We start from the raw sequence: 14,085 nt of genomic DNA on the forward strand, positions 1-14,085 counted from the left end.
TCACCCCAAACATAAAGTATCCGGATATCGGTCCGACTGAACGATCAGTCAGATGAAGTAATGAAACCCCTTACGCACTAACTTCTATGATTATATCGTTTCTCACATCAAAATGACAAACTACTAGCATTTCTTTTTAAATAAGAGTAGATCATGTACACTGCACATGATCTACTCTTTTCAATTACATAGGGTTGATGTTTCCCATTACTCTAGGAAATCCTTTAACCGCTTACTACGGCTAGGATGACGTAATTTGCGCAATGCTTTTGCTTCTATTTGGCGAATCCGCTCACGTGTTACCCCAAAGACTTTTCCTACTTCTTCCAAAGTCCTTGTGCGCCCATCATCTAGTCCAAAACGCAAGCGCAACACATTTTCCTCGCGCTCTGTCAGCGTATCGAGCACATCTTCAAGCTGCTCTTTTAACAATTCATACGCCGCTGCATCAGCTGGTGCAAGTGCATCATCATCGGGAATAAAATCACCTAGATGTGAATCGTCCTCTTCGCCAATTGGAGTTTCGAGCGACACTGGTTCCTGTGCAATCTTTTGGATTTCCCGAACCTTTTCAGGACTCATATCCATCTCGATAGCGATCTCTTCTGCACTGGGTTCGCGTCCTAGTTCCTGCAATAATTGCCGCGAAATACGAATCAATTTATTAATCGTTTCTACCATGTGCACAGGGATCCGAATCGTACGCGCTTGATCGGCAATAGCCCGCGTAATGGCTTGACGAATCCACCATGTCGCATAAGTACTAAACTTATATCCTTTGAGATAGTCAAACTTCTCAACGGCTTTAATCAAACCCATGTTGCCTTCTTGAATAAGATCAAGAAACAACATACCGCGACCCACATAACGTTTAGCAATACTCACTACTAAGCGCAAGTTTGCCTCAGCCAAACGCCTTTTTGCTGCCTCGTCGCCTTCTTCAATGCGTTTGGCAAGCTCGATCTCTTCCTCAGCAGATAGGAGTTGAACACGTCCAATTTCTTTGAGGTACATCCGCACAGGATCGTTAATCTTAATGCCAGGTGGCATGCTAAGATCGTTTAAATCAAACTCATCGCGACGTACATCTTCATCCGCCAACTCCATCTCGGAAGGCATGTCACCATTGATCCGTGGATCGTCATCACCTTCGTTAATAACTTCGATGCCTAATTCGTTAACCTGATCAAAAAAATCTTCGATTTGATCACTATCTTGATCAAAAGGAGATAATCGTTCCATGATCTCGGTGTATGCCAAGGCGCCCCGTTTTTTCCCAGAAGCAAGTAAATGCTCCCTCACATCCTCTAGCGATCGTCCTGAGCGCACATCATCTTGCAACTCCTTGTTCATCGTCCGCTCCTCCTTCCAAATATGGGCGCCTGCGTCGAGCCTGCAGCCTGATTACTCTGTACTAATGCAGCACGCAATCTCCATAGTTCTTCTTGTGATTGGTTCATTGCTGATGTATCACCTTGTTCAATGGCATGCTTGAGTGCTTCTGACACCCGTTGCATATCACGTTCTAATTCGTAGCCTATAAGACACTGTATATAATCACGAACACCTTGCGGATCGGGAAGTTTCCCAGGTTCCAGAAGAGAAACTGCTTCATGCAACAACTTCGCTGCAAATTGTAAAACAGCAGGATCGTCTATTGTTGCTAGCAGTAGTTCCGGATCCGCATGCTCGTGTTCTGCATAAAAGGTGTACACATACGCTTGCAATGCACTATGCAATGGTAAAGAAAATTCAGAGTGGACACTCATTTGTACTTGTTTAACCACGTCTGAATCGAGTAACATATAAACCAGAAGTTGCCGTTCTGCCACAATGTGTTTCAGAGGTATACGTTCACCAAGATCGGATCCCGTTTTATTCGATCCATGATCTATATGCACACGTGAGCTAGTATCCCACTTTTTTACACGAACATTCGTCTCTTTACGTTGACTTTTTAGACGAACTTGTGTATTTAAGTCGTCCTTGAGTGCCGCAAGAGAGATGGCGTATGTCTTGCTGAGCCACTCAGCCATTGCCTCACGTTCAATCGAACTCTCTTCCAAGGCAAGAATAGAGATCGCATCACGTAGATAGTCGATTCGATCTGTGGTCATATGTTGCGGATGCTTATGTGTCAACTGAATCAACTGATATTCAAGTGCACTGACTGCCTTATCTAATACATCCGATCGAAAAGCATCTACACCTTGTTTTCGAATTGCCTCATCAGGATCAACGTCTTGTGGCATTTGTGCTACGCGAATTGGTATGTCCATATCGCGTAAAATTTCAATGCTTTTTTGTGTAGCCTTTTGTCCCGCGCTATCACCATCGTAAAGTAAGATGACTTCATCGGCCACAGCACGGCGTAAAATGGCAGCTTGCTCCGTAGTAAGAGCTGTACCTAAAGATGCAATAGCATGGGTGATTCCGTGCTGATGAAGTGCAATCACATCCATGTAGCCTTCAAGCAAAACTGCCTTACCTGTTTTTCGAATTCCTTGGCGCGCAAGTGCATAGCCATACAGGATATTGCCTTTTCGAAAGATCGGAGTTTCTTGGGTATTGATATACTTTGGATCATCACCTGTGAGTGTCCGCGCGCCAAACCCGATCGTGCGACCTTGCAGATCAGCAATTGGAAACATCACTCGATTGCGAAAACGATCAAATAATTCGCCATCAGAACTGATTAATCCTAGTCCAGCCTGTACGATCAGATCGACAGAGAATCCGCGTTTGCGCAAAAATTGAACTAAGTCACGTCCATTTGCTGGCGAATAGCCTAACTGGAACTGAGCTATCGTTTTTTTTGTCAATCCCCGCTCTAAAAGATAAGAAAGTCCTTGCGCTCCAGCAGGGTGATTCATTAAAATATGATTGTAAAGCTTAGTTGCAAGTGCATTAACTTCATAAAGTTGTGCCCGCAATTTGCGGTCTTCACTTTCTAATAGATCGTCTTCCATCTTTGGGATGGGTAAGCCCGACTTCTCTGCAAGCCTTTCAATCGCTTGCACGAAAGTCAATTGCTCAATCTCCATAACAAAGGTTATCGCTGTTCCACCTGCCCCGCATCCAAAGCAATGATAGAAGCCTTTTTCAGGAGTTACGTGAAATGATGGTGTTCGCTCAGAATGGAACGGACAAAGCCCGACCAGGGAACGACCGACCCTCTTTAACCTTACATACTCAGAAACCACATCCACAATGTCGACTTTTTGGCGTAATAGTGAAAGAAATTCCTCAGGGATTCGCATGCTCACAGAATAAAATCCCCTTTCGCAAATGCGACGTTTTACTCTGAGTATCATGCTATAGGTTTTCTTTTATTTCATACGTAACTTTATTCGTCAAAATTCTACACTTTCCTGCTATCGGAGCAGAGAAATTTATCGACAAAACGTCTTCGTCCACAAACTGTTCGACATTTGACTATTGTAACTCTTGACGGCCAGATCTAAACCTGCATACGTCATCCTTGTATATAGATGTACGCGATAAAACGCAAATAATCCTTCTCATTTACTGCAATTTGTTCAATAGACACAAAAAATACGCAATTGCCTATGGAAATGTTCCTTTTCTATCTTGGCTCAATAAGGCTTAAAATAATACTTGCTGTTTCCTCTACCGCTCTCCTAGATACATCAATCACCGGACAGCCTAATTGTTTCATCACATAGTCCGCATATTTTAGTTCCTCAAGTATGCGTTGTTCACTCGCATAATGCGCTTCTTCATGTAATCCGAGATGACGCAGCCGTTCCTGCCGTATAATATTTAGCTCTTTTGGACTAATCGTCAGTCCAATGACTCGGTTTTTAGGTAGTTCAGATAATTCATCAGGCGGCTGCACTTCTGGAACTAATGGCACATTGGCTACACGTACTCGCTTGTGTGCCAAATACATACTAAGTGGTGTTTTGGAAGTTCGCGATACGCCTACCAATACGACGTCTGCACGCAATAAGCCACGCACATCGCGCCCATCATCATACTTAACTGCAAACTCGATCGCTTCCACACGCCTGAAGTAGTCATCGTCCAATTGATGGAGTAGCCCTGGCCTCAGTTTGGGGGTAGCGGTAAATACATCTTCAAACGCAGCCATCATCGGTCCCATGATATCTACCGCGCGGACAGACATCCGTTTTGCTTCTGTGCGCATCGCCTCACGCAGTGCCGGCAAGATTAATGTATATGCAATAAATCCCCCAACTTCGTCAGCCGCTATAATAATTTCTTGGATGGTTTGTACCGAATCCACATAAGACATTCTTCTGATCTCAAAATGTCCATGATCAAACTGACTTGCAGCCGCACGAACAACAAATTCTGCCGTTTCTCCCACAGAGTCAGACACCACATAAACAATTGCTGGTAAATTATATTCCATGTCCATGCCCCCAACATTTTAGATGTTTCGCAGCGAATCAAGTTCAACGACAAGTCGCGTGATCGTTGTCTTTGTAATCCGTCCGACCACTTCAAATTGTTGATCTGCAACCATTTTAACGACAGGGAGCGAATCTACTTCTGCCTCGATCAATTTGCGAGCTGCATCATACATCGTCGCTTCAAGTTCAATTGTAGTAATATTTGGCATACGCGTCATAGCCACATACACTGGAAATTCATGTAAGTTTGATTGACCAATGGCTACTTTTAAGAGGTCTTTGCGCGATACAACCCCCACTAAAATACCTTCTTCACGAACGACAAAAAGTGTGCCAACATCCTCTAAAAACATCGTCACGACTGCATCATACACAGTGGTTTGTTCCTGTACGACGACAGGTAGTGATTTATAATCCTTGACGAGGTATTTGCGAAATAAATCGGCAAGCATATCCTTTGCACGGTGGTCGCCAATATAAAAATATCCTACTCGTGGTCTTGCATCCAAAATCCCAGCCATGGTTAAAATAGTTAGGTCCGGGCGTAATGTCGCTCGCGTTAAGGATAATTCGTCAGCTATGCGCTCCCCTGTTATTGGGCCGCGATCGCGCACAATCGCGACAATCTGAAGTTGTCGTTTTGATAGTTCGATCATTACTCACCTCGCTGACCTTCTCAATCATCCTTGGCGTGAATCAAATCGACATGGTACAATCACTCTATTAAAAACTGATTCAAATTTATTTGATTACAGACATCAGAAAGGTAGGTTCCATTATTTGCATACTATAATAAAGATGGTTGCTCGTCTTGTCCTCATCATTGTGTGTGGTTTAGTCTCAGCCCGTTTTTTCTCTTATGAAAAGGGTAGTCCGTTTGGCATGAGCAAGGCGATGTTTAAGAGTCGCTATTTTTGGATGGGTGCCGTCACTGGCATGATCTTTGTCTTTTCAGACTATCGTTTTGCCCACTTCTTTGCACTTCCAGCATAACGAACTTCAAGAGTTTCTATCTTGCCATTCAATGACAAGCCACTGGTACATGCCAAGTGGCTTGTCATTTGTATGATTTACTCCAGTTGCTCAATTACTTCTAGAGAACGCAGTGATATACCTGCATATTCGCGAAAATAAAGAGTAAGAAAGGTACGAATTTCTTTTTCTACATCTGCTTTTACGCGCACATCACCAACAAGTGACACTGGTATCTGACTTAATTTTTGCATGATGGAACGCGCCTTGTAGTGGAAGACTACCGCCTTTTTATCAGCGCCTTTAGCCGCACAAGACGCACAAAGAAAGCCACCATATATAAAACTATAGTGGTTTGCATCAAACTGTAGTTCTTGCTGACAGGATGCGCAGATAGAGTAAGAAGGAATGATACCAAGTGGCACAAGCGCTAATACTTGTAAATGTACGAGTGCCATAGAAGGAGACCGTTGCATGCGTAAACGCGCAAGGCTTGCTATTAAATGATCGTACAACGAATACCCAATAATCATCGAATCCATCGTGCCTCGCGCGTTATGCTGTACCCGCAAACACAATTCAAGCATGGCTTGCGCATATGCCAGGGTCATCACATCCACACGCAAATCCCCATAGCTATCAATCATCGACGCCTGTCTCATCACGTTTACAGTTATACCCTGTTGTAAAATGTAATCTCCCACTACAAGTACCTGTGTCACTGCAGAATAGGAGGTTGTTTGTTTTTTAGCACGAGGGGAAAGCACACGTAAAAGGCCTGCTTGTTTTGTCATAAGCTCAAGTATGAGATCATCCTCACCCTGCGCATACGTTTTTAACACAATGCCCTGAACGCGGCTTAGCATCTGCGTGCTTTCCAATCAATGGATGAGATTTTATGGAACTGCGTCACTTTCCGCCTCCGTCAAAAGTGCGTTCGCAATAGTCAATCCTTCTGACTTTACTGCGATCTCCTCATGTTCTTTGTACAGCAGGTAAGCGTCGATCTCTCCTGTCTTGGCAAAATAGCTCCACAAGAAATCTCGCATCGCGATCATCCTTTCTGTACCGGCAAAGCAGGACCAGTTACCTATAGGATGAATCGCAACTCCACAACTATACGATGTAAGAGTTGGAAGTCATTTTTAAACGCGTACACAAGCAGTGAACTACTCTTTCTCAAAACCTAATGACCGCAACACATGTTCTCGATTGCGCCAGTCCTTTTTCACTTTAATCCATAGTTCTAAATACACTTTAGAACCGAATATACTTTCAATGTCTTGACGCGCTAGCACGCCCACACGTTTCATTAGATCTCCGTTTTTCCCAATCAAAATAGCTTTCTGTGAATCTCTTTCGGTGTAAATAAGCGCATGAATATGCAAAATATTTCTATCTTCGTGCATTTCTAATTGTTCAATGACCACAGCTACGGAATGCGGAATTTCTTCACGCGTTAATAGAAGGACCTTTTCGCGGATTAATTCCGCCATAATGAACCGCTCCGGATGATCTGTGATCGCATCTTCTGGGTAGTACATTGGGCCAATTGGCATGAATCGATACACGACTTGCGTCAACAGTTCAACTTGATCGCCTGTTTTTGCGGAAATAGGTAAAATCTCAATAAATGGATAGGCTGCTTGATACTCCTCAATTAAGTGCAGCAGTTGTGATTTATCAGAGATGCGATCTACTTTATTTAATACGAGTATAACAGGTACACGCGATTCTTTAATTTTCTCTAGCACATATTCATCTTTATCGGTTCCGCCACGCGATGCATCTGTCACACAGATCACAAGATCAACTTCACGAATCGAGTTTTCCGCAATCTCCATCATATATTGACCCAATTGATGCTTTGGTTTATGCATCCCCGGTGTATCAAGAAACACAACTTGTCCCTCTGGTCGCGTTAAGATTCCGCGAATACGAGTACGTGTTGTTTGTGGTTTATCAGACATAATAGCAATTTTTTGCCCAACTAAGCGATTTAATAGTGTGGATTTTCCTGCATTTGGTCGTCCTACAAGTGCGACGAAACCGGATTTGCGGTCATTGTTCAAGCTCACTCATATCTCCTTTTACAAATGCATATGGCAATAATTCTCCAAGCGTTGTTAGCATCTTTTGACCCTGTACATTTGCTAGAATGACAGGTGTGTTTTCCTCGCCAAACTCCGCCAATACCTGCCGACAGGCTCCACACGGAGAGATCGGACGCGAAGTATCAGCAACCACTGCAATGGCGCGAATCCTTTGTTGACCATGTGCTACCATCTGAAAAACAGCGGTACGCTCCGCACAATTTGTTAAACCATATGAGGCATTTTCAATATTGCATCCAGTAAACATGTCGCCATGATCTGTTTGAATCGCTGCGCCAACGGCAAAGTGAGAATAGGGCACATATGCCTTTAGACGTGCTTGTTCTGCAAGCTGTAACAATTTCTCTTCCTCTTCATGAGCCACTAGGATGAACATCCTTCCCGCGTAATCGAATGCGCACAGCATACCCTGACACAGCAACCATTAAACAAAGTACGCTAATCAGCAATACCCCAATAAAAGGCGGTTGCACAAGCGTATCCATAGAGCGCCACTGCACAGGATTTAATTTATCATAAAATATCAAATATGCGACTGCAACCGCATTGACCGCAGCCACCAGCACTGCGGCAGCGGCTACATCTTTTGCGATTTTAGCTAGTGGGTGGAAATCTTCAGTAACCATATCGACAACATGTTCAATCGCAGTATTGACCATCTCAAGAGTAATCACAAGTGCAATGGAAAATAAAACGGTCGTAATTTGCAAAATAGGAATAGATACTACCGTTGCAAGAAAAATCACAACAAACGCAGCCAAAAAATGAATTCTCATGTTGCGCTGTGTGGCAAGTGCATACGCCATTCCATCAAACGCATAGTGAAAACTTCGAAGTAGTCCTTTCATGGGCTAACGCAAGAAACCAAGTGCAGTTAATACAGACTCTTGCAGTCCGAACATCGCTTGTTCTGTCTCCTTTGTTTGGTGATCATATCCAAGTAAGTGGTAAAATCCATGGGCGGTCAAAAACGCTAATTCACGCTGGATGCTGTGCCCATATTCACTTGCCTGCTCACACAAACGAGGAAAACTGATCACAATGTCCCCTAGTGTTTGAACGCCTTCTTCAGCTTCGATGATTGGCTCATCATCACCTTCAAGCATTGCAAATGACAATACATCTGTCACTTGATCAAGTCCACGATAATCGCGATTAAGTTCCTGTATCGTCGTATTGTCAACTATTGTGATAGACACTTCCGATTCTGACAAATCTTCGCGCAAAGCAATTTCTCTACAAACAGTAGTAACAATCCGCTCCATTTCACTTTCATCAGGAGATGTGTCTGCAAGCTCACAAACAAATTGAACCACTACTTGCTCATCGTATTCCACATGCTATGCCCCCTTTCATAAAAGCAACCGATATGCCTGCTATTTCATCACTTATGATTTAATGCGGTTTTGAGCAATTTTAGCAGGATCCGGGTATTCGATTCGCTCATGATAAATTCCCTGTAATGTGCGTAAAAAAGCCTCAACCATGAGTTCTAAATCCTTAAATGTGATATCACAATGATCAAGTTGTCCATCTTGTAGGCGATCTTTCATGATTTTTCTAATAAGCGCTTCAATGCGCGAAGGGGTCGGTTTCCCCATCGACCGCACGGAAGCTTCAACCGCATCGCACATCATGACAATAGCTGCTTCTTTTGACTGTGGCCGAGGACCTGGATACCGATACTGATCGACATCAGGCGTGTGATGCTTGTCCTCTTCTAACGCTTTATTATAGAAATACCAAAGCACAGTGGTACCGTGATGCTCTGCACAGATATCGCGTATAGGAGCTGGAAGTTTATACTCTTCTAACATCTTTAATCCATCAGATACATGCGAAGTAATAATTAAATATGATAGATTAGGAGATACCTTATCGTGAGGATTATCCCCAGAAACCTGGTTTTCCACAAAAAATAATGGCCGCTTCATCTTCCCTACATCATGATAATACGCACCTACACGGCAAATGAGCGGATCCGCACCGATCGCTTCTGCAGCTGACTCTGCCAAGTTCCCAACAATTAAGCTATGATGATACGTCCCAGGTGCTTCTAACAATAACCTGCGCAATAAAGGATGCGTAGGATTGGCGAGTTCAAGTAAGCCCATATGTGTCACGACACCAAATGCCGTTTCTAAAAACGGCATTAATCCTATCGTCAATACAGAGGACAATAAGCCACCCACCACACCATAGATCACTTCATACGTCAGTTCATGTAATCCAGAGTCAGTCGATGTTAATAGAAAATGCATGATGATAATCGTACAAGCATTTAACAGTGCTGTCAAAAAACCTGCCCTCATAAAAACACTGCGGTGCTGTACGCGAGTCATCGCCATGACGGCACCAAGAGATCCTAACAACGGAGTAAAAAAGTGTTGAAAATCAAATCCAAAAACTGCACTACTTAAAATAGCTAGTAATAAAGATGACAATACAGCAAGTGAAGAGCCGAAAAACATAGTCAACATCATACTGGCCATAGCTACAGGTACCGCATACGAAACATCTTGTGGCACGCCTACATCAATCGCTGATTTTGCAAGTAATATAAATCCTGCAGAAAAAATAACGATGATGGCATGTAAGAGTAAATAGAGATTATCTCGCGAAATTCGCGCTCTTCGCAATTGAATAAACGCAGCGGTAGCAAGTACTAAAATAGCGATGAAAAAGAAAAACGCAATGACTATACCGTAGTCTGGCTCTGTTTTAAGTAACTTTAAATCTTGCAGTTCACTCATAATCGTCGACGTGATGAGTTGACCTCGACGCACAATCACGTCTCCACGGTTGATCCATACATCGGGGACACTATGTTCTGCGGCAAGTCTAGCGGACTGTGTCAGTACTTCATTGTAAACAAGATTAGGTGCTAATACAGACTCCACAATCTGACCAATGATCACTCGAACTTGTTCATCGACTTGCAATGTCACTAACTGCTGATCGACGATAAGTGACGCCCGATCCATGTCTCGCGCCGAAAAATTGCTCTGCAATAATTGTTGTACAATGCGCACTGCGTTACTACTCACAACTGTGAGTTCACTACTTTGCATTTGCAAAAGTGCAGAAATCGCTGCAGGTGGTAGTTTGTGCGGAGCGGACTGGCGCACCTGACTTAATGCTGCAGCAGCGCTTAATCCCTGCTCTCCGCGAACAATGTTAAGCGAATTAAATAAGCGATCTAATGCTGCTAGCGAATCTTGCTCGGTTGCTGGATTCACATCATAGCGTGCTGGAACGAGCGCTGCTGCAGCTTGTTTTGCTGCCTGTGTGGCATACGTATCTACAGCATCAATTGGAGCGCGAATGGTCACTTGACTAACTTGGCCTATGGAAAGGTCATACCGCTCCGGCAATACAGTTCCTACGAGCATGAAAAATAATGCGAGAGTTAAAAAGAGATAAATCGCCACTCGAAATCTCGTGCCAAACCGTACATTATAGTCTTTAACAAACCGGGTCAGGGTAGACTTCGAGGTCTTTTTATTCTTCATTCCCGTTCAACCTCATCTTTTGCATACGCGCGAATAATTTTTTGCACCAATTGATGTCGAATGACATCCGACTCTTCTAATAGCACAAATTCTACCCCGTCAACATCAGACAAAATGCGCATCGCTTCACGTAAACCAGATCGTTTCCCGCGAGGCAAGTCAATCTGCGTAATATCTCCCGTAATAACCATCTTGGATCCAAATCCTAGCCTAGTTAAAAACATCTTCATCTGCTCTGGTGTGGTGTTTTGCGCCTCATCTAAAATCACAAAGGCATCCTCTAATGTGCGTCCACGCATATAGGCAAGTGGTGCCACTTCAACCGAGCCACGCTCCATCGAGCGCGCCAGATGCTCAGAGCCCATGACGTCATGCAAAGCATCATAGAGAGGCCGCAGATATGGGTCAACCTTTTCTTGTAAGTCGCCAGGTAAGAATCCTAAGTTCTCACCGGCTTCGACTGCGGGACGTGTCAATACGATTCGCTTGACTTGTCCATGTTTTAAAGCTAAGTGAGCGAGTACCACCGCAAGATAGGTTTTCCCAGTTCCTGCAGGACCCACACCAAAAACAATGTCGCGCTTACGGATTGCATCCACATACGCACGTTGCCCGAGCGTCTTCACTCGTATGGTTTTACCTTTAAAGCTTTGCGCCAGGTCCTCTTGATAGAGATCAAGGAGATGTGCTAAGTCCCCTTTCTTTTGCAACTCCAAGGCATATTGCACATCTCGTTCAGACAGTTGATGACCCTTACGCAATAACTGCTTACATACTTCAACTAGTTCGACCACTTGCCCTACGTCTGTTGCCATCCCTTGAACACTCAATTCATTGCCCCGATTAATCAGCGTACATGGGAATGCCTGATCTAATAGACGCACATACGCATCTTGCGGCCCAAAGATCGCGCGCGCTTCTTCATTATCACGCAAGAGAATCTTTTGCGACACCATGCTGTTTTCGTCCAATCGCGTCCCCATCTCCTCTGGCTACTCGCTATCCACTATCATCACGTTGTTTTCTTGTTAGGTACTATGAGGGGAGGGGAAATCGGTTGATTGACCCCAATATCCTGAAGTACTTCTGTCCATATAGTCATATATAGCTTACCATGCTCCAGTTTACGCTGTAAAACATTTTGACGAAGAACTTTGCCATCTCCCTTGCACTGACTTAGCACATCCACTGCAGCAAAGTGCAATCCACGGTTAGTTAACTCTGCCTCAGTTACATTCTGTGTATACGGCATGGCTTCATACACAGTTTCTGTGCGCACGTCAATTGGCAATGTAAAATCCCCTATTTTTAAGTGGTGATCGACATTTTGAATGGCAACATGCTCATACGGAGGATGAGAAAATCCCCAAAATTGAAGTGCAAACTTCCCAAATACAAGATAATCGTGTTGTACGTGATTGCCTAAGAGCAACTCAGTGGTCGTTTTTTGAGGCAACGTAAGATCAGAACGATACCATACTATTCCTCGCACGATACCATCTGCATGAACAGTTTTTCCGTCCTCAAGTGCCCCTGAGATCAGCACGGTACCTGGGGTGACATATTGACCTGGCTTCACTGAAGCATGTCCATTATCAGCCAAAATCGTTGCGATGACAGCTGGCACTCTCGCTACGATATTTTGCGGATTAGACGGCAATACTGTTGCACCAGGAATACGTGGAATCACACGAACATAGATCGATGTACCATGGATTCTCACACCGACCCACGATAGGTCTGGTAGAGCATCTAACAAAGCTAATTGAATAGTATCTTGATCGAGCACCTTATAGATCAGCCCGCCAGGATAGACATGCATCTTTTCAAGTGCCATTTGTACTGCTTCTGGCTGATCTGTCCCTTCAATATTCACATGCCAAATAAATCCTGACAATGTATAGAGCGCAACAACAAAAAAAATAGCGCCCACAACAAACGCTTTTCTTCTTTTAGCTCGCCATATGATAAATGGCATTCCCCACTTACGTATAAAACGCACTTTTACGAATGATTGACGAGCCGCTTGCACAAGCGCCGGCACATGAGCAAGGCCTACAGTCAGTTCATACTGGTCTGCCGCAATGTACTTAACGTCATATAGGGGGAAGCCCCGCGCGACCAACGCCTTTAATACAACGTGACTATGGTCCTTCACGACAAGCACGCGAACAGAACCGCTCAAAAACTCTGCGATGCGTATCGCCACTTTTCTTCCCCCTTATTGAAAGTCCACACTAGACACAGTACCTTCAATGACTAGTTGCTCTGGAACAATCACTTTTAGGACTAACCCATTCCCTTTAATCGCTACCTCACCTTTCACAAGTGCGATGCGAATCAGTTCCGGTTCAAAGGAGAGGATAGCCTTATAGTTGTCCACAACGACTTGTTCATTGCCAACCAACATCACTCGTGGCACATGCAATAAGGTGTCTTTTGGCACTTCAAGAAGATCGGCCGCCATGTGTTCCGTTTTATCTCGCCATCGGCGCTTCATGGACATCCCTCCTCGAAAGACGTTTATGCAAAAAAACGGAGAGATATGCCGATATAGCAAAAGGCGACCTAATATAGGTCGCCTTTTGCTTTCAACTACACTATGTGATTTAAACGATACTTTGACTCACTCTAGGTTAAGTTAGCAAGTACTTCTTGAACGACTTGGCTGACTGTCTTTCCTTCCGCACGCGAACCTACTCGTTTCATCACTACAGGTATGACTTTCCCCATGTCTGCTCGCGATGTAGCTCCCGTTTCATGAACAACCTCAACGACTACGCCATGAAGCTCGTCTAGGGATAGTTGCGCCGGCAAATAGGAGTATAAGACCTCAAGTTCGGCTTCAATAGAAGTAATAAAATCCGCACGATCAGACCCTTTAACAGTCTCTAGCGCATCCTTGCGTTGCTTGATCTCTTTGCGAATAACGGCCATCACTTCTTCGTCAGTTAACGCTTGATGAGCTTCAATCTCTTGATACTTCATCGCAGCTTTAATCATTCGCAAAACGGACAAACGTACCTTATCCTTGTCCCTCATAGCCTGTTTTAACTCATCAGATAGGCGATCGGCCATTCCCACGCG

At 44.1% G+C, this 14,085-nt stretch carries 16 protein-coding genes; 1 reads left to right on the plus strand and 15 read right to left on the minus strand.

The window, feature by feature from the left end; all coding sequences use genetic code 11:
* Positions 1-207: 207 nt before the first annotated feature.
* The 4 genes from rpoD to MM817_RS00535 form a co-directional block, all read right to left on the minus strand.
* Entirely contained in the window at positions 208-1,353 is a 1,146-nt protein-coding gene (rpoD, locus tag MM817_RS00520; protein ID WP_241711488.1) for an RNA polymerase sigma factor RpoD, read from the minus strand.
* Complete coding sequence (dnaG, locus tag MM817_RS00525) at positions 1,350-3,260, minus strand: DNA primase (protein ID WP_241712250.1); 1,911 nt, start codon at positions 3,258-3,260, stop codon at positions 1,350-1,352. The genes rpoD and dnaG overlap by 4 nt, the downstream gene beginning before the upstream one ends.
* A 326-nt stretch (positions 3,261-3,586) precedes the next feature.
* Positions 3,587-4,399: a pyruvate, water dikinase regulatory protein gene (locus MM817_RS00530; protein WP_241711489.1), complete on the minus strand. Its 813-nt coding sequence runs from the start codon at positions 4,397-4,399 to the stop codon at positions 3,587-3,589.
* 18 nt (positions 4,400-4,417) lie between these two features.
* On the minus strand, positions 4,418-5,056 hold the full coding sequence (locus MM817_RS00535; protein WP_241711490.1) for a transcriptional regulator CcpN: 639 nt from the start codon (positions 5,054-5,056) through the stop codon (positions 4,418-4,420).
* Between the two features lie 124 nt (positions 5,057-5,180).
* On the opposite strand from MM817_RS00535, the gene MM817_RS00540 reads away from it, so the two are divergent.
* Positions 5,181-5,393 (plus strand): hypothetical protein, encoded by a 213-nt coding sequence (locus tag MM817_RS00540; protein WP_241711491.1) that lies wholly within the window; start codon positions 5,181-5,183, stop codon positions 5,391-5,393.
* A gap of 77 nt (positions 5,394-5,470) precedes the next feature.
* Here MM817_RS00540 and recO read toward each other — a convergent pair whose 3' ends face one another.
* From recO to MM817_RS00595, 11 genes are all read right to left on the minus strand, one after another.
* Positions 5,471-6,238 (minus strand): DNA repair protein RecO, encoded by a 768-nt coding sequence (gene recO, locus MM817_RS00545; protein WP_241711492.1) that lies wholly within the window; start codon positions 6,236-6,238, stop codon positions 5,471-5,473.
* 30 nt (positions 6,239-6,268) lie between these two features.
* The gene (locus MM817_RS00550; protein WP_241711493.1) at positions 6,269-6,421 is read right to left on the minus strand and encodes a YqzL family protein; all 153 of its coding nucleotides are present in this window, start codon (positions 6,419-6,421) and stop codon (positions 6,269-6,271) included.
* 120 nt (positions 6,422-6,541) lie between these two features.
* A complete protein-coding gene (era, locus tag MM817_RS00555) occupies positions 6,542-7,444 on the minus strand; it encodes a GTPase Era (protein WP_241711494.1) in 903 nt (300 codons plus the stop codon).
* The gene (locus MM817_RS00560) at positions 7,434-7,850 is read right to left on the minus strand and encodes a cytidine deaminase (RefSeq protein ID WP_241711495.1); all 417 of its coding nucleotides are present in this window, start codon (positions 7,848-7,850) and stop codon (positions 7,434-7,436) included. Before MM817_RS00560 ends, era begins: the two co-directional genes overlap by 11 nt.
* A complete protein-coding gene (locus tag MM817_RS00565; protein ID WP_241711496.1) occupies positions 7,840-8,334 on the minus strand; it encodes a diacylglycerol kinase family protein in 495 nt (164 codons plus the stop codon). Before MM817_RS00565 ends, MM817_RS00560 begins: the two co-directional genes overlap by 11 nt.
* Positions 8,335-8,337: 3 nt before the next feature.
* The gene (gene ybeY, locus MM817_RS00570) at positions 8,338-8,823 is read right to left on the minus strand and encodes an rRNA maturation RNase YbeY (RefSeq protein WP_241711497.1); all 486 of its coding nucleotides are present in this window, start codon (positions 8,821-8,823) and stop codon (positions 8,338-8,340) included.
* A 51-nt stretch (positions 8,824-8,874) separates the two neighbouring features.
* A complete protein-coding gene (locus MM817_RS00575) occupies positions 8,875-10,998 on the minus strand; it encodes an HD family phosphohydrolase (RefSeq protein ID WP_241711498.1) in 2,124 nt (707 codons plus the stop codon).
* A complete protein-coding gene (locus MM817_RS00580; RefSeq protein WP_241712251.1) occupies positions 10,995-11,954 on the minus strand; it encodes a PhoH family protein in 960 nt (319 codons plus the stop codon). The genes MM817_RS00575 and MM817_RS00580 overlap by 4 nt, the downstream gene beginning before the upstream one ends.
* Before the next feature lie 56 nt (positions 11,955-12,010).
* Positions 12,011-13,207 carry a sporulation protein YqfD gene (locus tag MM817_RS00585; protein ID WP_241711499.1) on the minus strand — a complete coding sequence of 399 codons (1,197 nt, stop codon included), beginning with the start codon at positions 13,205-13,207 and terminating at the stop codon, positions 12,011-12,013.
* A 12-nt stretch (positions 13,208-13,219) separates the two neighbouring features.
* Positions 13,220-13,498 (minus strand): sporulation protein YqfC, encoded by a 279-nt coding sequence (yqfC, locus tag MM817_RS00590; RefSeq protein ID WP_241711500.1) that lies wholly within the window; start codon positions 13,496-13,498, stop codon positions 13,220-13,222.
* A gap of 131 nt (positions 13,499-13,629) precedes the next feature.
* Positions 13,630-14,076: a GatB/YqeY domain-containing protein gene (locus MM817_RS00595; RefSeq protein WP_241712252.1), complete on the minus strand. Its 447-nt coding sequence runs from the start codon at positions 14,074-14,076 to the stop codon at positions 13,630-13,632.
* Between the last annotated feature and the right edge of the window lie 9 nt (positions 14,077-14,085).

It is taken from the genome of Sulfoacidibacillus ferrooxidans (genome assembly GCF_022606465.1).
GTDB classification, from domain to species: Bacteria; Bacillota; Bacilli; order Alicyclobacillales; family SLC66; genus Sulfoacidibacillus; species Sulfoacidibacillus ferrooxidans.

Bases quoted from the DNA above. Each gene is read 5' to 3' on its own strand.
- MM817_RS00595 (WP_241712252.1), bottom strand. From the start codon at position 14,076: ATGGCCGATCGCCTATCTGATGAGTTAAAACAGGCTATGAGGGACAAG.
- yqfC (WP_241711500.1), bottom strand. From the start codon at position 13,498: ATGAAGCGCCGATGGCGAGATAAAACGGAACACATGGCGGCCGATCTT.
- MM817_RS00575 (WP_241711498.1), bottom strand. From the start codon at position 10,998: ATGAAGAATAAAAAGACCTCGAAGTCTACCCTGACCCGGTTTGTTAAA.
- rpoD (WP_241711488.1), bottom strand. From the start codon at position 1,353: ATGAACAAGGAGTTGCAAGATGATGTGCGCTCAGGACGATCGCTAGAG.
- MM817_RS00535 (WP_241711490.1), bottom strand. From the start codon at position 5,056: ATGATCGAACTATCAAAACGACAACTTCAGATTGTCGCGATTGTGCGC.
- recO (WP_241711492.1), bottom strand. From the start codon at position 6,238: ATGCTAAGCCGCGTTCAGGGCATTGTGTTAAAAACGTATGCGCAGGGT.
- MM817_RS00530 (WP_241711489.1), bottom strand. From the start codon at position 4,399: ATGGAATATAATTTACCAGCAATTGTTTATGTGGTGTCTGACTCTGTG.
- MM817_RS00550 (WP_241711493.1), bottom strand. From the start codon at position 6,421: ATGCGAGATTTCTTGTGGAGCTATTTTGCCAAGACAGGAGAGATCGAC.
- dnaG (WP_241712250.1), bottom strand. From the start codon at position 3,260: ATGCGAATCCCTGAGGAATTTCTTTCACTATTACGCCAAAAAGTCGAC.
- MM817_RS00580 (WP_241712251.1), bottom strand. From the start codon at position 11,954: ATGGTGTCGCAAAAGATTCTCTTGCGTGATAATGAAGAAGCGCGCGCG.
- MM817_RS00565 (WP_241711496.1), bottom strand. From the start codon at position 8,334: ATGAAAGGACTACTTCGAAGTTTTCACTATGCGTTTGATGGAATGGCG.